The organism is Micromonospora sp. NPDC005298 (assembly GCF_040607375.1).
Lineage (GTDB): Bacteria > Actinomycetota > Actinomycetes > Mycobacteriales > Micromonosporaceae > Micromonospora.
In genome coordinates this window covers 180,210-203,370 of sequence record NZ_JBEXGP010000005.1, presented here as the reverse complement: position 1 = coordinate 203,370, position 23,161 = coordinate 180,210, and the positions used below count along the sequence as shown (strand labels likewise).

General features: G+C 73.2%; 16 protein-coding genes and 1 pseudogene. 8 read left to right on the top strand and 9 right to left on the bottom strand.

The genetic code is table 11. The annotated features are described in order from the left end of the window. Positions 1–71: 71 nt before the first annotated feature. Complete coding sequence (locus ABZS77_RS12990; RefSeq protein ID WP_354821814.1) at positions 72–1,016, bottom strand: inositol-3-phosphate synthase; 945 nt, start codon at positions 1,014–1,016, stop codon at positions 72–74. A 95-nt stretch (positions 1,017–1,111) separates the two neighbouring features. Between ABZS77_RS12990 and ABZS77_RS12985 the strand changes: the two genes are divergently transcribed. The 3 genes and pseudogenes from ABZS77_RS12985 to glgB all read left to right on the top strand — a co-directional run bounded on the left by ABZS77_RS12985 (position 1,112) and on the right by glgB (position 7,348). Then, positions 1,112–2,362 (top strand): DUF222 domain-containing protein, encoded by a 1,251-nt coding sequence (locus ABZS77_RS12985; protein WP_354821811.1) that lies wholly within the window; start codon positions 1,112–1,114, stop codon positions 2,360–2,362. A 583-nt stretch (positions 2,363–2,945) separates the two neighbouring features. Continuing rightward, a pseudogene (locus tag ABZS77_RS12980) lies at positions 2,946–4,994 on the top strand (maltotransferase domain-containing protein); the annotation flags it as partial. A gap of 251 nt (positions 4,995–5,245) precedes the next feature. Next, on the top strand, positions 5,246–7,348 hold the full coding sequence (gene glgB / locus ABZS77_RS12975) for a 1,4-alpha-glucan branching protein GlgB (protein ID WP_354821808.1): 2,103 nt from the start codon (positions 5,246–5,248) through the stop codon (positions 7,346–7,348). A gap of 51 nt (positions 7,349–7,399) precedes the next feature. Here glgB and ABZS77_RS12970 read toward each other — a convergent pair whose 3' ends face one another. Both ABZS77_RS12970 and ABZS77_RS12965 read right to left on the bottom strand, forming a co-directional pair. Then, positions 7,400–9,406, bottom strand: coding sequence for a family 10 glycosylhydrolase (locus ABZS77_RS12970; protein WP_354821805.1), 2,007 nt, complete (start codon positions 9,404–9,406; stop codon positions 7,400–7,402). 65 nt (positions 9,407–9,471) lie between these two features. Continuing rightward, on the bottom strand, positions 9,472–10,512 hold the full coding sequence (locus tag ABZS77_RS12965; protein WP_354821802.1) for a phosphatase domain-containing protein: 1,041 nt from the start codon (positions 10,510–10,512) through the stop codon (positions 9,472–9,474). A gap of 124 nt (positions 10,513–10,636) precedes the next feature. On the opposite strand from ABZS77_RS12965, the gene ABZS77_RS12960 reads away from it, so the two are divergent. The 4 genes from ABZS77_RS12960 (at position 10,637) to ABZS77_RS12945 (ending at position 14,906) form a co-directional block, all read left to right on the top strand. Further along, the gene (locus tag ABZS77_RS12960) at positions 10,637–12,253 is read left to right on the top strand and encodes a hypothetical protein (protein WP_354821799.1); all 1,617 of its coding nucleotides are present in this window, start codon (positions 10,637–10,639) and stop codon (positions 12,251–12,253) included. A gap of 54 nt (positions 12,254–12,307) precedes the next feature. Next, the gene (gene yaaA / locus ABZS77_RS12955; RefSeq protein WP_354821796.1) at positions 12,308–13,105 is read left to right on the top strand and encodes a peroxide stress protein YaaA; all 798 of its coding nucleotides are present in this window, start codon (positions 12,308–12,310) and stop codon (positions 13,103–13,105) included. A gap of 106 nt (positions 13,106–13,211) precedes the next feature. Further along, positions 13,212–13,871 (top strand): hypothetical protein, encoded by a 660-nt coding sequence (locus ABZS77_RS12950; protein ID WP_354821793.1) that lies wholly within the window; start codon positions 13,212–13,214, stop codon positions 13,869–13,871. Positions 13,872–13,943: 72 nt separating this feature from the next. Continuing rightward, positions 13,944–14,906, top strand: a complete 963-nt coding sequence (locus ABZS77_RS12945; protein WP_354821790.1) for a TAXI family TRAP transporter solute-binding subunit — start codon at positions 13,944–13,946, stop codon at positions 14,904–14,906. Positions 14,907–14,913: 7 nt separating this feature from the next. Here the strand turns inward: ABZS77_RS12945 and ABZS77_RS12940 are convergent, their stop codons facing one another. From ABZS77_RS12940 to ABZS77_RS12930, 3 genes are all read right to left on the bottom strand, one after another. Then, on the bottom strand, positions 14,914–16,347 hold the full coding sequence (locus tag ABZS77_RS12940; RefSeq protein ID WP_354821787.1) for a HAMP domain-containing sensor histidine kinase: 1,434 nt from the start codon (positions 16,345–16,347) through the stop codon (positions 14,914–14,916). Positions 16,348–16,356: 9 nt separating this feature from the next. After that, the gene (locus tag ABZS77_RS12935) at positions 16,357–17,013 is read right to left on the bottom strand and encodes a response regulator transcription factor (protein WP_354821784.1); all 657 of its coding nucleotides are present in this window, start codon (positions 17,011–17,013) and stop codon (positions 16,357–16,359) included. 87 nt (positions 17,014–17,100) lie between these two features. Further along, on the bottom strand, positions 17,101–17,412 hold the full coding sequence (locus ABZS77_RS12930) for a hypothetical protein (protein WP_354821781.1): 312 nt from the start codon (positions 17,410–17,412) through the stop codon (positions 17,101–17,103). Between the two features lie 101 nt (positions 17,413–17,513). On the opposite strand from ABZS77_RS12930, the gene ABZS77_RS12925 reads away from it, so the two are divergent. Continuing rightward, positions 17,514–17,852, top strand: coding sequence for a DUF952 domain-containing protein (locus tag ABZS77_RS12925; protein WP_354821778.1), 339 nt, complete (start codon positions 17,514–17,516; stop codon positions 17,850–17,852). A 53-nt stretch (positions 17,853–17,905) separates the two neighbouring features. On the opposite strand, the gene ABZS77_RS12920 is transcribed toward ABZS77_RS12925, so the two are convergent. The 3 genes from ABZS77_RS12920 to ABZS77_RS12910 form a co-directional block, all read right to left on the bottom strand. Further along, entirely contained in the window at positions 17,906–19,663 is a 1,758-nt protein-coding gene (locus tag ABZS77_RS12920; protein WP_354821775.1) for a CDP-glycerol glycerophosphotransferase family protein, read from the bottom strand. A gap of 427 nt (positions 19,664–20,090) precedes the next feature. Continuing rightward, positions 20,091–22,223, bottom strand: coding sequence for a DUF6077 domain-containing protein (locus ABZS77_RS12915; RefSeq protein ID WP_354821772.1), 2,133 nt, complete (start codon positions 22,221–22,223; stop codon positions 20,091–20,093). A gap of 140 nt (positions 22,224–22,363) precedes the next feature. Beyond that, the gene (locus tag ABZS77_RS12910; RefSeq protein ID WP_354821769.1) at positions 22,364–23,002 is read right to left on the bottom strand and encodes a TetR/AcrR family transcriptional regulator; all 639 of its coding nucleotides are present in this window, start codon (positions 23,000–23,002) and stop codon (positions 22,364–22,366) included. Positions 23,003–23,161: the final 159 nt, after the last annotated feature.

The window sequence follows — 23,161 nt, the reverse complement described above, 5'->3', positions numbered from 1 at the left end:
TCCCAGGGTGTGCCACTCCTCGGTGGAGAAGGTGGTGTAGGCGCCGAGGAAGCCGACCCGATCGGTCCGGCTCAGATCGCCGTTCCCGGCGGGGACTTGAGCAGTGAGGTCGCCTCGGCGGCATGACCACCACGCCCGTTGCGCAACGCGCTGGCGGCGATGCGGACCAGGTCGATGTTGACGCCCGCGGCTCCACTCGGATCGTGCACCGTCAGTTTCACGTCGAGGCTCACCGAGGTCTCACCCCAACCCTGCGCCTCAACGTTGAGGTGCGCCACCTTCTGCGACGCGAGGTGCGGCAGGTAGCCGAGCGGGGCCACCTCCACGCGGTCAGCCGCCGACAGGGCGTTGAGCTTGGACTGCTTCTTGGTGGTGGGGTTCTCGACCAGGTTGCGGAAGTCTTCGGTGCCGCCCAGATTGACCTGGTAGGAGCTGACCAGTGTGAGGCCCCGCTCCTGTAGCAGCCGCAGCAGCGCGTTGTGCAGCACCGACGTGCCGAACTGGCTGGCCAGGTCGTCGCCGATCAGCGGCAGACCGGCCGCCTCGAACCTGCCCATCCACTGCGGGTCCCGGGCCACCGGGTCGGAGGTGGTGTTGATGAAGGCCAGCCCCGCCCGGTGCGCGGCTTCGGCGTACGCCAGTGCCGTCTCGGGCCGGCCGCTCGGAGCCGAGTAGAGCAGCACCTCCGCCCCGGCCAGCGCCGCCGCCACCCGCCCGACCTCGGTCGCGTCGACAAGGCCCCTGGTCACCGGGACATCCGCTAGGGGAAGCTCACAGTCGAGCCGAGGAAAGTTGTTGGGCGACATGAAGATCGCCTCGGTCAGGTCCCTGCCGACCTTCTCCGCGGAGGTGGCGAAGGCCGCGACCACGTCGACGTCGCCCACCCCGAGCCCGTCGATCACCGGTCGGCGAACTCCCACCAGGCTGCCGCTCTGGCGGTAGCGGGCGAGCCCCTGCACCAGCGCCGAGGTGTTGTTTCCGACACCGACAACCGCGACCCGCGCCCGTTCGATCATGGCCGGGAGGCTACGTCACCCGAGTTGATCCGGCGGTCCGGTGACCCGCGCCGGCAGCGCCGGAGATTGTCGTACGTCTGTTCTAATCTTTGCTGGTGATCGATGAGTTGGCGCAGGCAGAAGCCGCCGTGGCGGGCTGCCTCGACCGCGCCACCTGGGCCGCCGACGAGCAGGACCTCGTCGCCGCCCTGGACACCGCCCACCGCCTGGAGCAACGCCTGGCCGCGGTCACGCTGACCCTCGTACGCGAGCTGGACGGCAGAGGCACCGCCACCGCGCAGGGCGCCTCCTCGACGGCGGTGTGGCTACGCGACCGCTTGCGCCTCGGGGTCGGCGCCGCACGCCGTCTGGTCGAGCTCGCCGCCACGCTCGACGCCGCCCCGGCCGGGGTGCGCGACGCGCTGGCCGGCGGGGCGGTCACCGTGGAGCAGGTCCGCGTCATCGCCGACACGGTCGGGACGGTGCACACCGCCGCCGGCGCGGAGGCCGCCGACAAGGCCGTCGGTGTCCTCGTCGACTGGGCCGCGCAGTTCGACGCCGCCCTGCTGCGCAGGCTCGGCACGCGGATCCTCGACCATGTCGCCCCGGACGTCGCCGACGCCGCCGCCGAGGCGGCCCTGCGGGCGCAGGAGTCGCGGGCCGCCCGGGACCGGCACGTCACCATCAGCGAGCAGACCGACGGCCGGCTGCGCCTGGCCGGCATCCTCGACACCGAGGCCGCAGCCGCGTTGCGCGCCGCCATCGACCCGCTCATCGCGCCCACCGGGCCCGACGACACACGCACCCCGGCGCAGCGCCGCCACGACGCCCTGGCCGACGTGTGCCGGCTCGCCCTTCGCAGCGGTGACCTACCCGAGAACGGCGGCGACCCCGCCCAGGTCGTCGTCACCACCGACTACGACACGCTGACCCGGCAGTTGGGAGCCGGCGCCCTCGACACCGGTCTTCCGCTCACCCCCGAGGCCGTGCGTCGGCTCGCCTGCGACGCCGCGATCCTCCCCGCCGTCCTCGGCGGCGCCGGGCAGGCACTCGACGTCGGCCGGCAGCGCCGCCTCATCAGCGGTCCGCTGCGACGCGCCCTGGTGCTGCGCGACCGGGGTTGCGCCTTCCCGGGCTGTGACCGCCCGCCCCGCTGGTGCGACGGTCACCACATCCGGCACTGGGCCGACGGCGGCGACACGAGCCTCGGCAACGCGGTTCTGCTCTGCGGCCACCACCACCGGCACCTGCACCACGGCGACTGGAGCGTCCAGCTCGGCGGCGACGGGCATCCCGAGTTCGTCCCACCGGCCTGGCTCGACCCCGAACAGGTCCCCCGCCGCAACCACTACCACCGGCGCAACTAGGCGGCTACCGCGCCGGTCTGAGCTTCCCGCAGGTTCACCGTGCTGACCGACTCCCCGGGATCGGCCCGCCGTCATCCGCCAGGGAGCCACCCGGAGCCGCCGGCCGGACTCCCTGGGCCACCGCCCACGGGTATGAGCTCGACGCCCTGATGGCCGGCTGCCACGATGCTGAACCATGGCGGACGGTGGGTCGAACAGACCACTCCTCGCGACGTGGGCGGAGGTCGATCCGGCACGGCACCCGTTCGACCCGGTCGAGATGTCGGTGGCGGTCCGGACGTTGGTCCCTCCGCCCCCTCCCCGGCCCGCATGTCGCGACGGTCGGTGGGTCGGGGAGTCAGAGGCCTTCACCTGGGTCACGTGCTCGACCCGGGCGGCCGGGACCGTGCCGGCCGCCCGGGTCGACAACTGGCCTGACACCTGGCCACACGGTTGGCCGTCCTGGCGGGCCACGAACACCGGCTGGGGCGCGGGCCCACCGTCCCCCTCCTGAGGTCACCCGCAGCGGGCACCGCGACCGGGTGTGGGGCGGACCGGAAGGCTTGGCCGCGCGCGAGCCGATCTCGCACAGTAGGTTGGCGGGGTGACTGGACGGTTCCCGATCGAAGACGTCTCCCCCGTCGTCTCCTGCGGGCGGTACCCGGCGAAGGCGGTGGTCGACGAGCCGGTTCCGGTGTCGGCGCGCGCCTACCGGGAGGGGCACGACGCGCTTGGCTGCAACGTGGTGTGGGCCGGCCCGGACGGCGAGACCCGGCCGTTCACCCGGATGCGTCCCGGCGAGCCGGGCCAGGACCGTTGGCACGCCACGATCGCACCGGACGCCGTGGGCGAGTGGACCTTCTCCGTCGAGGCGTTCCAGGACCCGTACCTGACCTGGCAGAACGCGGTGACCAAGAAGATCGCCGCCGGGCAGGGGCCGGAGGACCTGGCCAACGACCTGGCCGAGGGCACGCGGGTGCTCGCCGCCGCGCGGGACCTCGTTCCGGCGAACGACAGGCCCCGGGTCGCCGACGCCCTCACCGCCCTCGCGGCCACCGACCTGACCCTGCCACACCGGGTCGGCCCGGCGCTGGCCCTGGCCGACCTGCTCTGGGAGCACCCGGTGCGGGAGCTCGTGACGGCAGGTGACACGTACACCATCTGGGTGGACCGCAAGCGGGCGCTCTTCTCCGCCTGGTACGAGTTCTTCCCGCGCTCGGAAGGAGCGGCGGGCGGGCGGTCCGGCACGTTCGCGACCGCCACGCGGCGGCTGCCGGGTGTGGCCGCGATGGGCTTCGACGTGCTCTACCTGCCGCCGATCCACCCGATCGGCCGCATCAACCGCAAGGGCCGCAACAACGCGCTCACCGCCGGGCCCGACGACGTGGGCTCGCCGTGGGCGATCGGCGCCGCCGAGGGCGGCCACGACACGATCCACCCCGACCTGGGTACGCCCGCGGACTTCCGCGCCTTCGTCGAGGCGGCGGCGGCGCAGGGGCTGGAGGTGGCGATGGACCTGGCGTTGCAGTGCGCGCCGGACCACCCGTGGGTCACCGAGCACCCGGAGTGGTTCACCACCCGGGCCGACGGCAGCATCGCGTACGCGGAGAATCCGCCGAAGAAGTACCAGGACATCTACCCGGTCAACTTCGACAACGATCCGGAGGGCATCCGGGCCGAGGTGCTGCGGGTGGTGCTGCACTGGGTCGGCGAGGGCATCCGGATCTTCCGGGTGGACAACCCGCACACCAAGCCGTTCGACTTCTGGCACTGGCTGATCGCCGAGGTGAAGAAGGTCGACCCGGACGTGCTGTTCCTGGCCGAGGCGTTCACCCGGCCGGCCATCATGCACGGGCTGGGCAAGATCGGCTTCACGCAGTCGTACACCTATTTCACCTGGCGCACGACGGCCGCGCAGATGCGGGAGTACTGCGAGGAGCTGGTCGCGTCGGCTGACCACATGCGGCCGAACTTCTGGCCGAACACGCCCGACATCCTGCACGAGTCGTTGCAGCACGGCGGCCCGCCGATGTTCAAGATCCGGGCGGCGCTGGCCGCGCTGCTCTCCCCGTCCTGGGGCATGTACGCCGGTTTCGAACTGTTCGAGCACGTGGCCCGGCCCGGCGCCGAGGAGTACCTGGACAACGAGAAGTACGAGCTGCGGCCCCGCGACTGGGCCGCCGCCGAGGCGCAGGGCCGCTCACTGGCGCCGTTCCTGACCACCCTCAACCGGGTACGCCGCGACAACCCGGCCCTGCACCAGCTGCGCAACCTCCGGTTCCACGAGATCGACAACCCGGCGCTGCTCTGCTGGTCCAAGCACGACCCGGAGACCGGCAACACGGTCATCGTGGTCTGCTCGTTCGACTCGCGCGAGGTGCAGTGGGGCAACACGACACTCGACATGCCGGCGCTGGGCTTCGACTGGCACGAACGGTTCACCGTGCACGACGAGCTGACCGGCACCAGCTACGACTGGGGTCAGCGCAACGCGGTACGGCTCGACCCGTACCTGCAGCCGGCTCACGTGTTGACCGTGCGCCGTCCGACCCCGCCCGCCGCACCGGCGCCGGCCGCGACCGTCGCGGCGGAGCTGACCGTCGCGGACGTCCCCGACGACCTCTCCGGCGGCACCGCGCCGACCACGCCCGCGCCGACCACGCCCGCCCCGACCGCACCCGCGCCGACCGCACCCGGACCGGCCACGCCCGCGCCGACCGCACCGGGGCCGACAAAGCCCGCGCCGACCGCGCCTCGGCGGTCCGCCCCCGTCCCGACCCCGCCCCGCCGGTCCGGCGCCCGCACGCCCGGAGCCCGCAAGCTGACCGGGACACCGGGCGACGCCCGCACCGACGCCGCCCGCACCGACACCGCACCGACCGACGCCGCCCCGAAGGACGACCGATGGACCAGCTGATCTCCGGCGCGACGCACGACCCGCACGCGCTGCTCGGCGCGCACCCCGCCGACGGGTCCACGACGATCCGCACGATGCGCCGGGGCGCCGGCGACGTGGTGCTGCTCGTCGGCGACGAGCGGCACCCGATGAAGCGGGTGCACGACGTGGGTGTCTTCGAGGCCACCGTCGAGGGCAGCGTGCTCGACTACCGGGTAGAGGTCGACGGCACCGCGCACGACGACCCGTACCGCTACCCGCCCACCCTGGGCGAGCTGGACCTGCACCTGATCGGCGAGGGCCGGCACGAGCGACTGTGGGACGCGCTGGGTGCCCGGGTCTTCGACGAGGGTGTGGCGTTCAGCGTGTGGGCGCCCAACGCCGGCGGGGTGCGGGTGGTCGGCGACTTCACCGGCTGGGAGCCGGACGACGGCTGGCCGATGCGCTCGCTCGGCTCCAGCGGCGTGTGGGAGCTGTTCGTGCCCAACGCCCGGGTCGGCGCCCGCTACAAGTACCGGGTGCTCGGCGCCGACGGGCAGTGGCGGGACAAGGCCGACCCCCTGGCCGCGTACGCGGAGGTGCCCCCGGCCACCGCCTCGGTGGTGCACCACTCGACGTACCGGTGGAACGACGAAGACTGGCTGGCCCGGCGGGCCGAGCGGCAGCCGCACCAGGAGCCGATGAGCGTCTACGAGGTGCACCTCGGCTCGTGGCGACCCGGGCTGAGCTACCGCGAGCTGGCCGACCAGCTCACCGCGTACGTCACCGAGCTGGGCTTCACGCACGTGGAGTTCCTGCCCGTCATGGAACACCCGTTCGGCGGGTCCTGGGGCTACCAGGTGACCGGCTACTACGCGCCGACGTCCCGCTTCGGTGACCCGGACGACTTCCGGCACCTGGTCGACCGGCTGCACGCCGCGGGCATCGGCGTGATCCTGGACTGGGTGCCCGCGCACTTCCCCAAGGACGAGTGGGCCCTCGGACGGTTCGACGGCACCCCGCTCTACGAGCACCCCGACCCGCGGCGCGGCGAGCACCCCGACTGGGGCACGTACGTCTTCGACTTCGGCCGCAACGAGGTCCGCAACTTCCTCGTCGCCAACGCGCTCTACTGGTGCGAGGAGTTCCACGTCGACGGGCTGCGCGTCGACGCGGTCGCCTCGATGCTCTACCTCGACTACTCCCGCGAGCACGGGCAGTGGGCTCCCAACCGGTACGGCGGCCGGGAGAACCTGGAGGCCATCACGCTCATGCAGGAGGTCAACGCGACGGTCTACAAGCACCACGCCGGCGTCGTCATGATCGCCGAGGAGTCCACCGCCTGGCCGGGCGTCACCCGCCCCACCGCCGACGGCGGGCTGGGCTTCGGCTTCAAGTGGAACATGGGCTGGATGCACGACACCCTGCTCTACACCTCGAAGGACCCGATCTACCGCCAGCACCACCACCACCAGCTCACCTTCTCCCTGGCGTACGCCTGGAGCGAGAACTACGTGCTGCCGATCAGCCACGACGAGGTCGTGCACGGCAAGGGCTCGCTGGCCGGCAAGATGCCCGGTGACACCTGGCAGCGGCTGGCGAACGTCCGGGCGCTGCTGGCGTACATGTGGGCGCACCCCGGCAAGCAACTGATCTTCATGGGCTCCGAGATGGCCGACGACCGCGAGTGGAGCGAGGAGCGCGGCCTCGACTGGTACCTGCTGCACGATCCGGCCCGCGCCGGCGTGCAGCGGCTCGTCGCCGACCTGAACCGGGTCTACCGGGACACCCCGGCCCTCTGGGCACAGGACACCGAACCGGCCGGGTTCCGCTGGATCGCCGGCGACGACGTCGCCAACAACACCGTGTCGTTCGTCCGGATCGCCCCGGACGGCTCGACGCTGGTGTGCGTGGCGAACTTCTCCGCCCAGCCGTTGCACGACTACCGGATCGGGCTGCCGGCCGGCGGGACGTGGGCCGAGGTGCTCAACACCGACGCGCACCACTACGGCGGCTCCGGGGTGGGCAACATGGGCGAGGTACGCGCCGAGGACGTGCCGTGGCACGGGATGGTCGCCTCCGCCGCCCTCCAGGTCCCCCCGCTGGGCGCGGTCTGGCTGCGCAGGGACTGACCGTGCGACCCGTCCGGGGGCGCCGAGGCGCGCACCCCGGACGGGTCCGGCTCAGAGCCGGGTGATCCGGACGGCGTCGGCGACGACGTACCCCTGGGTGCTGGTCCAGCGGCTGACCCCGACGACCTGGCGCGTCCCCGCGGCGAGGTCGTAGATGCCCAGCACCCGCCACTGCCCGCCGCCGCTGCGCTGGTCGACGGAGGCGGTCACGGTCCCGTTCGCCGTCGCCACCAGGTACGGCGTGGCGCTGTTGTAGCCGGGGTCGGCCGGGTACCAGACCTCGACCCGGTACGAGCCGGCGGCGGGCAGCGTCGCGCTGAACCAGGCCGGGTCACTGACCGCCTGCGGCTCGGCGAACCGGTAGTTCGTGCCGTACCGCGTGGTGAGGTACGACGACGTGCCCCAGGTAGCGGCGGCGGTGAAGCCACCGCTGGTGGTGTTGTCCACGATCACGCTGAACGTGCCGCCGGTGCCGGTGACCACCCGCGCGTTGCTGGCCGGGCTCTCGTGGTGCAGCCGGTCCAGGGCGGTCACCAGGTACCGGTAGGTCGAGCCCGTCGCGGCGGTGGTGTCGGTGAACGTCCCGGTGCTGCCGGAGGCACGTACCGTGCCGAGCAGGTTGCGGGCGTCGGCCAGGTCGCAGGGGTCGACCGTGCCGTCGCCGGGCAGTCGGTACACTGCAAACGAGGCCGTGCTTCCGGTGCCGCCGCGCTGCCAGTTCAGGGTCACACCGCCGGTGCCGCGTACCGCCGAGGTGAGGTTCGGCGCGGCGGGCGCCGAGCCGCCCACCCCGGCCGGCGCCAGCGCGGGCCTGCGGTAGTGGTCGGTGGCCACCCGGGAGACGGCGCCGATGCGGTCGGCGCGGACGTCCTTGGCGCTGAAGTGGATGTCGCCGAGGACCCGGGGGTAGGTGCGGTTGAGGGTCAGGTGGTCGGTCAACTCCGCCGGGTCCTGCCAGGCGGCATCCTGCCCCGAGGCCCCGGCGCGGTAGGTGGCCTGCCCGACGAGCAACTGCACGTTGGTGCCGGTGACGGTCTCCGACCACCAGCGGACCAGCTCGGCGTAGTCGGCCGCGGGGTGGCCGATCTGCCAGTAGATCTGCGGGGCGATGTAGTCGATCCAGCCCTGCTTCACCCAGCGTCGGGTGTCGGCGTAGATGGCGTCGTACGACTGGAGGCCGGTGGTGCGCGAGCCGAGCGGGTCGGTGCCGGCGTTGCGCCAGATGCCGAACGGGCTCACGCCGAGCTTCACCCACGGCTTCGCCGCGCGGATCCTGGCACTCATCTCCTGCACCAGCAGGTTGACGTTGTTGCGCCGCCAGTCGGCGATGGTGGCGAAGCCGGCGCCGTACTGGGCGTACGTGGCCTGGTCGGGGAAGCCCCCACCGCTACCCGGGTACGGGTAGAAGTAGTCGTCCCAGTGCACCGCGTCGATGTCGTACCGGTTGACGGCGTCCATCATCGCGGTCTGCACGAAGGCCCGGACGGCGGGAACGCCGGGGTTGTAGTAGAGCTGGCCGTTGTAGGCGACGGCCCAGCCCGGGTTCCTGCGGGCCGGGTGGCTGGCGGCCAGCTTGGTGAGGTCGGTGTGGGTGGCGACCCGGTACGGGTTGAACCAGGCGTGGAACTCCAGGTCGCGGGCGTGCGCCTCGGCCACCATGAACGCCAGCGGGTCGTAGCCGGGGTCACCGCCCTGGGTTCCGGTGAGCCACTGCGACCACGGCTCGTACGTCGACGGCCAGAACGCGTCGGCGGCGGGGCGGATCTGCACGACGACGGCGTTCATCCGACGTTGTTTGGCCAGGTCGAGCCACCCTCGGTACTCGGCCTGCTGGGCGGCGGCGGTGAGCCCGGTGCGGCTGGGCCAGTCGATGTTGGCCACGCTGGCGATCCACATGCCCCGGAACTGCCGTTTCGGGGTGGCCGGGTCGGTCACGCAGGCTGCCTGGGCGGCCACCGGCACGGTGTCCCGCGGGGAGGCGGGTGCCGCCGGCGCGCCGAGCATCAGCGCCGCTACCAGCGCCAGCGCCGAAAAGTATCGATAACAGTCTCTGGGCATGAAGGGATCTTCAACGTTGCCCGACTGTTGTGCAAGTAACCTTCAGAGCCGGCGACGGCTGACGGTCAGACCAGGCCGGCGTCGCGCAGCAGCTGCCACAGGCCGGCGCCGTCCGGGGCGGACAGCCACTTCTGCCCCACCGGCCCGGACGACGGGCGGCCGGCCGGGGCGGGCAGGCTACCGGCCAGCACCGACTGCGTCGGGGAGAGACGGCGGATGGCCACACCCGCGACGTTCTCCGGGTGGGCGGCGGCGAACTCCCGGTAGATCTCCTGGTCGTGCTGGCCGTCGTCGCCGACCAGCAGCCACCGCACGTGGGGGAACTCCTTGGCGAGCCGCGCCAGGGTGACCCGCTTGTGCTCCCGGCCGCTGCGGAACCAGCGGTCGGCCGTCGGCCCCCAGTCGGTGAGCAGCAGCGGCCCGGCCGGGTAGAGGTGCCGAGACAGGAAGCGGGTCAGGGTGGGCGCGACGTTCCACGCGCCGGTGGAGAGGTAGAAGACCGGGGCGCCCGGGTGCGCGGTGACCAGCCGCTCGTAGAGCACGGCCATGCCGGGCACGGCGTTGCGGGCGTGCTCGTCGAGCACGAACGTGTTCCAGGCGGCGAGCAGCGGCCGGGGCAGCGCCGTCACCATCACCGTGTCGTCGATGTCGGAGAGGATGCCGAACGTGACGTTCGGGTCGAGGATGCGCACCGGCGCGTCGACCGGCTCGGCGTCCGGGACGCTGAGCCGGACCGTACCCCACCCGGGCGGTAGGTCGGCCTCGACGAGGGTGTCGACGAAGCCGCTGCGGTCGGCCCGGGTCTCGTGCCGCACGCCACCGGCCTCGATTGTCACCGTGACGTGTTTCGCCGGCAGGGTGGTGAAGCTGCGCCAGCCGCGCACCTTGTCCAGACGGCCCCGCTGGCGGGTGTCCGGACGGCCCAGCAGCACCCGGCACATCACCCGCACCCAACCCGGGGAGCCGTAGCCGGTGTACGCGACGATGTTGACCCGCCAGCCGGTGCGGCGCAGGCGCCGCTCCACGAGCTGGTGAACGGCGTCCTCGATCCGCGCTGCCCGGTGCAGGTTCGGAATGGCCAGCTGGCCGGCGGGAGTGGGTGGCACGCGCCAACCCTGCCACACGTCGACACCCACGGCCACGCGAGCCGACCCCGACTGCGCCGAACCTCCCCGGCCCGCCCGTGGTCCGTGAAACACTCCGGTCGGGACGACGACGGGGGCGTTGGTCGTGTCGCATCCAGAGCAGCACCGTGGGCGGTGGCGCCCACGACTCGACCGGCCGGCGCTCGTGGCGCTGCTGCTCGGGCTGGTCGGCGTCGTCTACCGACTGGTCCTGACGCTCTACACGGTGCCGGTGTCGAACAGCGACGAGGCCACGTTCGGCCTCGCGGCGCTGCACATCGGGCAGGGCCGGGAACGACCGGTCTTCCTGTACGGCCAGCACTACATGGGGATGCTGGAGTCGTACCTGGCGGCGCCCCTCGTCGCGCTGGCCGGGCCGAGCTGGCCGGTGCTGCGGCTGCCGATGCTCGCGCTGTACGCGGTGTTCCTGTACCTGATCCACCGGTTGACCCGCCGGCTCTGCACGCCCTGGTTCGCCACATTCGTCGTCGGTCTGCTCGCGCTCGGAGGCGAACGGGTGGTGCGCGACCAGCTCACCGTCGTCGGCGGACGGCCGGAGGTGAAGCCCGCGGTGCTGCTGATGCTGCTGATCACCGTGGGATTGGCGGCCGGCACCGTGCGCCGCCGGCGACTCGCGGTGGCCCTGTTCGGCCTGCTCGTCGGCCTCTCCGCCTGGTCGGACTGGCTGATCCTGCCGTACCTGGCGGTGGCCGGGCTGGCCCTGGTGTGGGCGCTGCGGCGGGAGCTTCTCGGCTGGTCCGGTCTGCTGCTGGTGGCCGGCGTCGTGGTCGGGATCGCGCCGATGATCCTGGACAACCTGCGTGCCGGCCCCGGCGAGGACTCGCTGACGGTGTTCCGGGAGGTCAGCACCAAGGCGGGACCGCAACCACCGTGGTCCGAGCGGATCTCCGGCGGCCTGCTGGAGGGGGTGCCGCTGGCGCACGGGCTCTGCCCGGTGGACGGCTGCGGGCGCTGGCAGCAGTGGTTCGGGGTGATCTACCCGCTGCTGCTGGTGGCCGGCGCGGCGCTCGCCGTACTCGCGTACCGTCGGGCGGCCGCGACGCGCGGGGAGCGGGTCGCGCCGGTCGTGCAGCTCGCGCTGGTCGCGGGCGCCGCGCTGACCCTGCTGTCGTACGTGCGCAGCCCGCTCGCCGCGACCAGCCCGCTGGACAACGCCCGCTACCTGTCGGTGCTGCAACTGTCGCTGCCGGCGGTGCTGTGGCCGCTGTGGGTGGTGGCGGTGACCTGCTGGCGGGGCACGGCCAGCGTGCTCGGGCGGCTCGCCGGAGTGCTGGCCACCGCCGTGCTGGTCGCGCTGACCGCGACCACGCTGGTGACCACCGTGCTGTTCGTGACGACCGGGGCCGCCGCGTCGCGGACCGAGGAGCGCGCCGCCCGGGAGCTGGCCGCCGCGCTGCGCGCCGACGGACCGCACGAGGTGTACGGGGACTACTGGACCTGCAACCGGCTGATCTTCAACACGGACGAGACGGTGATCTGCGGGGTGCTCGACGGCGACCTGTCCCCCGGGCAGAACCGCTACCGGGCGTACTGGCGGCAGGTTGGCCGCGCCGAGCGACCCGGCTACGTGGTGGAGATCGACTCGCCGATGGACCGGCGGCTGCGCCGACTGCTCGCCGACCGGGACGACGCCACACCGGTACGGGAGGTCGCCGGCTATCGCGTGTACCACCCCGACACACCGGTGCGGCCCTGGCGGTAACGGCGGGTCGTACGCTGGCCGGGCCGCCCGCCGTCGCATCCGTCGAGGAGTCCCATGCTCATCCTGCTGCCGCCCTCGGAGGGGAAGGCCGACGCCGGCACCGGACGGCGGTTCAGCACCGACCGGATCTCGCTGCCCGAGCTGAACCCGGCCCGCGAGCGGGTGCTCGACGCGCTGGTGACGCTCTGCGCCGGCCCGGACGAGGAGGCGGCACGGGTCGCGCTCGGGCTCAGCGAGGGCCAACGCGACGAGCTGCGCCGCAACGCCCGGCTGCGCGTGGCGGCCACCGCCCCGGCCGAGCGGCTCTACACGGGCGTGCTCTACGAGGCGCTCGGACTCGCCTCGTTGCCCGCACCGGCGCTGCGGGCGGCACGTCGGTCGATCCTGATCAGCTCGGGCCTGTGGGGGGCGGTACGCCTCGCCGACCGGATCCCGCCGTACCGCTGCCCGATCGGCGCGCGCCTGCCCGACGTGGGCGCGCTGTCGGCGTACTGGCGCGGGGAGCTGGCGGCCGCGCTCGACGACGCGGCCGGTCGCGGGCCGGTGCTGGACCTGCGCTCCGGCGCGTACGCGGCCACCTGGACGCCGCGCGGAGGGCTGGCCGAGCGGACGGTGACCGTGCGGGTGCTGCACGAACGGGAGGTCGACGGGGCGCCGGTCCGCTCGGTGGTGAGCCACTTCAACAAGGCCACCAAGGGCCGGCTGGTCCGTGACCTGCTGGTCGCCGGCGCCCGGCCGCGTACCGCCGCGCAGCTCATCGGCACGCTGCGCGAGCTGAAGCACACCGTCGAGGAGCAGACCGCCGTACCCGGCCGGGTACGACAGGTGGATCTGGTCGTCACCGACCTGTGACGGCGGCCACCCGCAAGATTTGCTCAAGGCTGGGCGAGAGGCATTCCGCAACGGCGTCGCAGGGGCCACGGTAGGGGAACCCAGACTCCGACGAGGGAGCCTTCCGTTGACCCCGGAACCCGCACTGCTCGACGCACCCCGCGTGCCCGCGACGCCACCCCCACTGGACTGGCTGACCCTCGGCGACGCGTTCGAGGCCGCCTGCCTGCTGCGCTGCACACCGCCCCCGACCGGAGCGCGGCGCGCGACGGACGCGGTGCCGGGTGTGGAGTTCAACCGGGAGGACGCCGCGCAGCGGATGCGCCAGCTGCTCGGCCGCCTGGATATCCCGGTGACCCACGAGGCCGCCGTCGGTGGCCTGCGCCGCCGCTACGAGCTGCACCGCCTCTGGGTGCCGCGCGAGCATCACGGCGCGTACACCCGGGTCCTGGACGCCGGCTGGCGGCAGGGGCGTCGGGAGCTGCTCGGCGGGCCACTGCCCGGTGCCTCGCCGGCCCGGCGGCGGTGGGTGTCCCGCCTGGCGGCCGCGGCCTGGCGGTCGGCGCTGCTGGCCGGTGGGCGGCACGTGCGCCGGCACATCCTCGGCGTCCGGATCACCGACCGGGAACTGGCCGCGGTGCTGATCCGCGCCGCCGCCGTGCTCGACGTGCCGGCCCGGCTCCGACCGGGCACCGGCTGTTTCCTGGTCAGCGTCGCCGACGGCCCCGACCGGGAGCGGATCCTGAGCAGCGCCGCCCTGGAACCGGCCCGCCGCCCGGTCTGCTGAGCCGACGCCGCTGACGCGCCAGCCGACCGAACGGGCTTGCGCCCACGCGGCCGACGGCGCACAGTGCAGCGCGTGAGGCGTACCCCGTCCTGTCGGCCCGGCCGTCGCCGCGCGGGCCCGGCAGCCCTGTTGACGCTGCTGCTGGCCGCGACCCTGACCGTCGCCGGCTGCCGGGAGACGGCGAGCGAGCCGCTGCGGATCCGGATCGCCACCGGCAGCCCCACCGCCGTCTACTACGCCTTCGGCCAGTCCCTCGCCGCCATCCTCAACCGGGAACTACCCGACGTGCGGGCGAGCGTGGTGGTCACGGCCGCCTCGGCGGAGAACGTCCGACTGGTCGGCTCCGGCGCCGCCGAGCTGGGCTTCACCCAGGCCGACGTGCTGCCCAGGGCATCGGCGAAGGATTCGCCCGTCGACGCCATCGCCCGGGTGTACGACGACCAGCTGCACCTGGTCACCACGGGTGGCGGCCCGGTGCGCACCGTCGCCGACCTGCGGGGCCGGCGGGTCTCCGTGGGCGCCCCCGGATCGGGCACCGAGATCACCGCGACCCGGCTGCTGGAGGTGGCGCGGCTCGGCGGCGACGAGGTACGCCGCGAGCGACTCGGACTCGACGACTCGGTGGCCGCCCTGCGCTCCGGGCGGATCGACGCGTTCTTCTTCTCCGGCGGGCTGCCGGTGCGCGGCATCGAGGAGCTGGCCTGGCGCAGCGCCACCCGGATCGTCGACCTGAGCGCGCTGACCGAGCCGTTACGCTCCCGCTACGGGCCGGTCTACGTCTCGCGGGACATACCCCGCTCGGTGTACGGCATGGACCCGGTGACCACGGTGGCCGACCCGAACTACCTGATCGTGCGGGCCAACCTGCCCGAGCGGGTCGTCCGGGAGGTGACCCGGCTGTTGATGGAGCGCCGGGCCGAACTCGGCGCGGCCCATCCGGCGGCGGGACGGATGAGCCCCCGCTCGGCGATCGTCACCTCTCCGCTGTCGCTGCACCCCGGGGCCGCCGACTGGTACCGCGCGGCCAAACCCTGACGACCCGCTACGGTACGGCGAACGCGTCCCCGGCGGGTTCGGTGTCCGCGTCCGGCCGGTCGGCGTCGGGGGCGGGTACGGGCGCCGGGAACCACAGACCGGCGATCAGCCCCCGCGACTCCCCCGCGCGCATCGTGAGCCGCCCGTCGGAGGCGTCCACGAGCACGGCGACGATGGTCAGGCCGAGTCCCGCCCCGTCCACGTTCTGCGCGTCCGGCGCCCGCCAGAACCGCTCGGTGGCCTGGCCGAGCTGACTCTCGGTCATGCCCGGCCCGGAGTCGCGCACCTCCAGGGCGACCCCGTGGTCGCGGCGGACCACGGTCACCGTCACCGTCCCGCCGGGTCCGCTGAACTTCACCGCGTTGTCGATCAGCGCGTCGAGAGCCTGGTCGACGGCTGTCGGCACGGTGCGGGCGTACGCCGGGGTGTCGCCCGGGGCCAGCCGCAACGTGACCGACCGGTGCCGCGCCAGCGGCGCCCACGCGGCCACCCGGGACGCCGCCACCGACGCCGCGTCGACGGTGACCCGCTCGTTCTCCTCGCGTTCGGCACGGGCCAGGGTGAGCAGGGCGTCGAGGACCAGCGCCAGCCGGTCGGTCTCCTCGAGCGCCAGCCGGTGCTCGGAGCGCCCGTCCGCGTCGGTGAGGCTGGGGCCCAGTTCCTCCACCCGCAGCCGCAGCGCGGTCAGCGGGTTACGCAGTTGGTGACTGGCGTGCGCGACGAAGGCACGCTGCCGGTCCATCACATCGGAGACCACGTCGGCCATGTGGTTGAAGCTGGCCGCGAGCCGGCGCAGCTCCGGCGGGCCGAGGCGGTGCTGCACCCGGGCGCTCCGGTCACCCTCGGCGATCTCGTGGGTGACCGCGTCCAGTTCGGTGACCGGGCGCAGGACCCACCCGGCCAGGCCGAACGCGGTGAGCACGCAGGCCAGCACGGCGAGCAGGCCCGCCAGGGCGAGCAGCAGCCACCAGGTGGCGACGGCCCGACGGATCGGGTCGGCGGGCGTCACGATCACCACCGCGCCGAGGACCTCCCCGCCGTCGCTCACCGGCACGGCCACCACCACCGGGCCGGTCGTCCACGGCCACACCGACTGGGGGGCGCTGGCCTGCTGCCCGGACAGCGCGATGTCCAGGGCCGTGGCGGTCGGGGCCGGCTGCCACCGCGGCGAGGCGACCAGGGCGCCCCGGTCCCGGTCGACCACTGCCGCGCCGATCGCGTACAGCTCGTCGTAGCTGCGCAACTCCGACTCGATCGGGTCCGGGCCGCCGCCGCGCAACGTCGGCCCGGCCAGCGAGGCGAACCGGGTCGCGTCGGCCAGCCGGTCGGCGCGCACCCGTTCGGTCTCACTGGCGGCCAGGGTGGCGGCCAGCGGCGTCTCCAGGGCGATGAGGACGAGCACCATCAGCAGCAGATAGCTGATCACCAGTCGGCGACGCACGGCGGCTCCTCAGACCTCGCGCAGCCGGTAGCCGACCCCGCGTACGGTCTCCACCAGGCGGGCGTCGCCGAGCTTGCCGCGCAGCGACCCGACGTGCACCTCGACGGTGTGCCGGTCGGCCCAGGTGGTGCCCCAGGCGTCGAGCAGGATGCGGTCGCGGGGCACCGCCACCCCGGGCTGGCGGGCCAACGACAGCAGCACGTCGAACTCCTTGCGGGTCAACGTGACCAGCCGGCCGTCGACCGTCACCGTCCGGGCGGTCACGTCGATGCGCACCACCCCGGCCTCGATCAGGTGCCGCTCCGGCGCGGCGTTCGCGGCCCGGCGCAGCACCGCCTCGATCCGGGCCTGCAACTCCACCATCGAGAACGGTTTGACCACGTAGTCGTCGGCGCCGAGGCGCAGCCCGAGCACCCGGTCGCGCTCCTCACCCCGCGCGGTCACCGCGATGATGCCGAGCTGACTGCTGCGCCGGCGCAACTCCCGGCACAGGTCGGTGCCGTCCCCGTCGGGCAGCGTCAGGTCGAGCAGCACCAGGTCGCACGGGGCGGCCGAGAGCGCCGCGGCGACGGTGGCCGCGTGCTCGACCTCGTATCCGCGCCGGCCGAGGGCCGAGGAGAGCGCGGCGGCCACCCGGCGGTCGTCCTCCACCAGCAGGATCCGCACCCGTGCCCCCGTCCCTCGCAGCGCCGTCCTGCGAATGGTGGCAGAAGCGGGCGGCGAGCGGGAGGCCCGCCCACCCGGGGCGGACGCTCAGAGGCCGAAGACGTCGTCGGCGACGCCGTCCCGGACGCCGTCGGTGAAGCCGCGAAAGCCCGGGTCGTCGTGGCGGGCCGGCACGCTCGTGACGTTCACGCCGCCGGCCTGGGTGACGGCGTCCACCAGGGGCGGGAAGTCGATCTCGGCGTCGTCGAAGGCGTCGTCGTCCGCCTCGGCCAGGTTGATCACGTGCTGCACGTCGTCGGACGGGGTGTCCGGATCCGCGGCCCACTCGCCGCCGGCCCGGTAGCACTCGTCGTACAGCGCCCGCTGGCTGTCGGTCCAGTCCTCGTCGTAGCTCTCCATCGCCATCCCCTCCGCGGCCGTTCCACCTGAGCATGCCGGGCCGCGCCCGGCGTCGGCGGCGGTACGGCCGAAACGCGTACCCGCCGACGTAGGCTGCGGACGTGATCTACAAGCTGCTGCCCACCGTCGAGTGGGACGACGCCCGGGCGGCCGGGCACCTGGCCGGCTCGGCGGTGGACCGGCAGGACGGTTTCATCCACCTCTCCGGCACCGACCAGGTGGTCCAGACGGCACGGCTGCACTTCGCCGGCGCCACCGGGTTGACCCTGCTGAGCATCCGGGAGGACCGCCTCGGTGACGCGCTGCGGTGGGAGCCGTCGCGCGGCGGAGAGCTCTTTCCGCACCTGTACGGTCCGCTGCCGGTCACCGCCGTGGTCGACGCGCGGGTGTTGCCGGTGGACGTTCCGGTCGCCGACGCGGTGGCCGCGCTCCTGAGCTGACGCGACCGCGCCCGGTCCGACGGTGTCGGGCCGGGCGCGGGTCGTCTCGCCGGTCAGCGGCAGAGGCGGGCGATCTCCTCCTGGAACCGGTCCATCGGGTTGGCCTCGGCGGGGCCGAGCAGGTACGTCTTCAACTCCCGGCGGGCCTCGGTCATCGGGTCGTCGCCGGCCCGGGTCACCGACACGATCTTCTCCAGCTCCCCGCAGTCCTTCGAGAGCAGGTACGCGGCCCGCGTGGTCGGGAACTCCCGGCGGAACTCGTCCTCCGGCAGGCCGGCCGGGTTGGCCACCACGTACGGGCGCTGGCTCTGCACGAAGTCGGAGACCACACTGGACACGTCGCTGACCAGCAGGTCGGTCTGGTTGAAGCAGTCGAACAGCGCCGGCGTGCGACCGGTGATGACCAGGTGCGCGGTGCCGTCCAGAGAGGACGCGTTCGGGTTGCCGCCGGCGGCGCGGATCGCGTCGACGATCCGCTCGTGCACGGCACGGGCCGCGTTCGACCGCGACCCGGTGAGCGGGTGCGGCTTGTAGATCAGTCGCACCCGTGGGTTCGTGGCCAGCAGCCCCTTGACGATCCGCTCACCCATCAGCACCAGCGACGTGTGGTACGGGTCGTCGTCGAGCCAACCCTCCCAGGTGGGCGCGTACAGGACGGTGAACGGCCGGTCCACCGACTCGGCGCCGAACGTGTGCACCCCGGCGAGCTGCGGACGACCGATCTCGACGATGTCCGAGTCGAGCACACCCACACCGGCGCGGGCGTACCGCTCCCGACCGGCCAGTCCGGCGACCCAGACCTCGTCGTACACCTTGCTGTACGGGTTGACGCTGGCCTGCTTGTCGCTGTCACCGTGCCCGACGAAGACGTGCTTCGTGGTGGGCTCGCGCAGCATGTGGATGTTCGCGCCGACGTTCGCGGCGTACAGCGCGGCGCGGATGCCGCCGAGGTCGAGGTTCATGAAGTCCACCCCGGCCGGTACGCAGATCACCGGCAGCCGGGTGTCGGCCAGCTCCAGGAACGCGTCCCGGCTGCGCATCAGCACCACCGCGCGCTGCTTGAGCGCCTCGGTCGGTGCGAGCCACATGTTCGCCTGGTAGACGTCCTTCGCCGGGCCGGCGAAGTAGAGCGCCACCTCGGGCTGGTAGGTGTCCAGCCACCGCTGCACGGCGGGCAGCAGCGGACCCTCGCCGGATCCACGGCCACGCAGCCAGGTCAGCGCGATGATCGCGCCCACCACGCCGGTCGCCACCACGGCCACCACGGCGGCGACGAGGAACGGGGTCACGTCGTGCCGCACCGCGGCGGCCACGGCCGCCGGCACCAGAAGCAGGTTGAGCAGAGGCATCCGGTCACCGGCGACGGCCGCCGCCCAGGCCGGCGGCTGGGGGGCCGAGCGCAGCGGACCCAGCTCGATGTTGCGCACCATGGCGGAGAGCGGGTTACGACGCTCGATCATGGTGGAGAAGGCGCCGGCGAAGACCGACACGACCCACACCGCCGCCGGCAGGACGAGCAGCCACGTCAGCTCACCGCCGGTGAGCGGAACCTCGGCGGCGACCAGCAGCACGGCGGCGAGGTCCCGGGTCAACTGCCGGTACGGGAAGTGCAGGCCGACCTTCTCCAGCAGCAGCTGCGACAGGGGGGACCAGCGGGCCACGGCGAACTCACCGATCACCGCGACCAGCCCGGCGACAGCGAACAGTGCGACCCAACCGAAGATGCCAGCGACGAGCATGACCAGGTAGGACAGCACCAGCAGCGCGCTGCGGGCGGCGACGCCGAGGCGTCCCGATAACGTGCCGAACAAAGGTACAGCTCCCTACGAGAGTGGTGACCGGCTGGGCGCGTGGCCCCTGGTGGCGACGCCGGATGGGGGCGACCCGCGTACGACGCGGGCGCCACACGGCGGTGCGGAGTTCGCAGCCTCGCGCGCCGCCGACGGGTCTCCCCCACGACCGCGCACGCCACGCCCCATGTCCGAACTCCTGAAATGCCAGTGTGCCACGCGCGAAAACCGCGCCTCGGGCCGTGCGCGCGTGACTGCGACCTTAACGCCGTGGAACACCGAGGGATCACCCGGGTATCGGGCCGCAATCCGGACAGTGGACCGGCTCGCCGCTGTGCGGTCCGTCACCGGTCGCGGCGCTCTCCCGAGCCGCTGAACCGGTGGCCGACACGCCACGACCCGGGCGCGGTCAGGCGCCCGGGTCGTGGTGACGACGTGGTCCGGCAGGTCAGCCGCCAGTGGTCGGGGTCGCGGTGGTCCGGTAGCAGTACATCGCGCCCGGTGGCGTGCGCGACGCGATCTCCTCCAGGCCCAGGTACGGGGCCGCGTCCGCGACGAGGGTGTTGGACTTCCAGACGCAGACCATGCTGACCCCCACCCGGCGCATCGCGGCGTCCGCCTCGTAGATCGAGACGGTCCGATCGGCGTCGGCCAACCTCGCCAGCAGCAGCCGGTCCCGGGCGAACTGCGAGTCGATCCCGTAGTCGGTGAGGTAGAGGTCGCGGGGGAGCACCACCCGGACCTCGGTGGTGACCTCCGGGATCGACCGCATGACCGACGACGGCGCGAGCACCAGGCCCTGCGGGCGGTTGTCCAGGTTCTTGATCCAGAAGGAGGCGGCCTTGCGGGCCAGCGGCATCCGCCAGGTCGGCTCCGTCTTGACCATGTCGTCGGTCCACATCGGCTTGCCCTGGGTGAAGAAGATGCACACCAGCACGGCGGGGAGCGCGAACGCCAGGACGCGGTTGACCCGTGCCAGGCTGGGGAGCCGGATGACGGCCAGCATGCCGACGAGCGCCGGCACCGGCAGGATCCACGGCACCCGCCACAGCACCGCCCGCAGACCGCTGAGGTCACCGGCGACCTTCAACAGGCCGGGGATCATCAGGACCGTCACCGCGAGCACGGCACCGGCGGCGAGCTGCCGGGGCGCGCCCGCGCGCAGCAGCAGGGGCGACCACCACACGGCGAGCCCGGCGACGACACCGAGGATGCCGAGCCACAGGGTGAGCTCGTAGATGGTCCGCAGCGGCAGCAGCGGCGCGTACGTGGCGACGGTCGTCTCGATCCCGCCGCGCAGGACCTGGACGAGCGCGCCGGACAACACGGGGTAGAGCGACACGGCCGCGAAGCACAGGACGGCCTCCCGCACCCGCCGGGTGGCCAGCAGCACGACCCCCGCCGCGGCGCCGAGCAGGGGCAGGAGCATCACGGCAGTGGTGGTGTAGCCGACGCTGGCGACCGAGAGCAGGGTGAGCATGATCAGCGCACGTCGGGACCGGCGCTCCAGGTAGTCGGTGAGGTACACCCAGGCCAGGGGGATGAGCGCGTGCACGAAGACGCTCTTGCCCTGGGTCAACCGGGGCAGGTGGTAGGTGTTCAGGGAGTCGGCGTAGTAGGCGACGAGCAGGATGTAGGCCGCCGCCACGCCGAACGCGACGAGCGGACGCCGCGGCGCCCACCGCTGCACGAGTCGCCACAACGCGAAGATGGCGAACACGGCGAGCACCGGCAGGAGCAGGTACCACGTCGCGGACGCGGCGTGCACGTGCAGGACGCGCGCCATCGCCCCGATGAAGACCTCGAAGGACGGCAGCGGCGGGTTCGCCGAGCCGGCCGGCAGGACGCCCTCGGTGAACAGGAAGTCCCGGAACGGGATCTCGTCCCGCTCGGCCACCCAGACGGACTTGCCGACGTAGAAGACGTCGTCGAGGGAGACCCGCTCGATGAGTGTCGCGAAGTAGGCGGCGGCCAGCGAGACGACGAGGACCACCCAGCCCTGCGCCGGCGTGGTCCCCCGGCTGACCGGCGCGGCACCCGCCACGGCCTTGCCGCCGTGCCGGGACACGGCCAGCCACGCCGAGATGACCGAGACCAGGCCGAGCACGGCCGCGAACCACCAGGTGACCATGCCGGTGCCGAGGGCGGCGAACAGCGCCGCACCGAGCGCGGCGCCGACGGGCAGGGCGTACCGGCGCAGCAGCGCCATCCGGTCGGCGGGCGCCCCGGCCGGCGTGCCCGCCGGCTCGTCGTCGGCACGGTCGGCGACCGCGACGCGCCGCCGGAGTTTCCAGGCCACGTACGCCACGACCGGCAGCAGGGCGACCCAGCCGAGGAAGACAACCGACGGACGCAGGTTGAGGCCGAGGTTGAGGTGGTAGAGCAGGGTCCAGAGGGCGAAGCCGACCACCGCGGCGTCGGTGAACACGACGGGTGCGGCGGCCACACCGGCGTTGAGTCGCCCGATCAGACCCCGGCCACGGACGGACCGGCTGGCGTCCGCCGCCGCGGTGTCCGCGACCGGCGCGGTCTCTCGGTCGGCTGGCGCTGGCGCCACAACAGCGTCTTCGACTTTCGTCACGGGTCGTCCTTGTCGTCCGGCGGCGAGTGAGGGAGCGAGAAGTGGATGTCTTCTCGGTGACAGCCCGGTGTCAAGGGGGCAGCCTAGCGGAGGTGGGCGGAGGATCCGGGCCCACCGTTCGGCGGGTGTCGCGGGGCCGGTCAGCCGGCCATCGGGGCTGCCCGGGGATGCGGTACGGCACCGGTCACGCCGAGTCCGGCGACCACCGATTCCACCAACCGGTCCAGGTAACTGTCGGTGAGCGGGAGTCGGGCGATGGCGAGCCGCCAGTAGAGCGGGCCGACGATGAGGTCGATCGCGGCGTCCGGGTCGGTGTCGGCGGGCAACTCACCTCGCTGCACGGCCCGGCTCACCAGGCGACCGCCGATGTCCTGCTGGCGGGCGTGCAGGACCTGGCGCAGGGTCGCGTCGATGCTGGGGTTGCGGGCGGCCTCGGCCAGCAGGTCCGGGATGATCTGCGAGGCCAGCGGGTGGCGCAGCGCGTGCGCCACGGCCTGGAACAGCAGCGTGAGGTCTCCGCGCAGAGTGCCCGTGTCCAGCGCCGGGAGCTTGCCGCGTGCCGCCGCCGCGACGATCTCCAGCACCAGGTCGAGCTTGGAGTTCCACCGGCGGTAGATCGCCGTCTTGCTGACACCGGCCCGGCGGGCCACCGCCTCGATGGAGAGCCGGCCGTAGCCGACCGCGGCGAGCTCCTGCATCAGCGCGCGCCGGATGGCCGTGGTGATCTCGCCACGGAGCACCGCCGCACCGGCCGGGGCACGCCTCTTCTCGGTCGTCACCAGAGACTCTTTTCGCAGGTCACGCCGGCCAGCGTAGCGCAACGACGATACGGTTGCGTCCCGACGTGTTTCGGACTACTGTCCACGCAGCGACGAGGCGGCGCCCCGCGCACACCTCCCACTAGGATCCCATCGTCGCGAGCAACCCCGTCTGCACGA

Bases quoted from the DNA above. Each gene is read 5' to 3' on its own strand.
- ABZS77_RS12990 (WP_354821814.1), bottom strand. From the start codon at position 1,016: ATGATCGAACGGGCGCGGGTCGCGGTTGTCGGTGTCGGAAACAACACC.
- glgB (WP_354821808.1), top strand. From the start codon at position 5,246: ATGGACCAGCTGATCTCCGGCGCGACGCACGACCCGCACGCGCTGCTC.
- ABZS77_RS12970 (WP_354821805.1), bottom strand. From the start codon at position 9,406: ATGCCCAGAGACTGTTATCGATACTTTTCGGCGCTGGCGCTGGTAGCG.
- yaaA (WP_354821796.1), top strand. From the start codon at position 12,308: ATGCTCATCCTGCTGCCGCCCTCGGAGGGGAAGGCCGACGCCGGCACC.
- ABZS77_RS12930 (WP_354821781.1), bottom strand. From the start codon at position 17,412: ATGGAGAGCTACGACGAGGACTGGACCGACAGCCAGCGGGCGCTGTAC.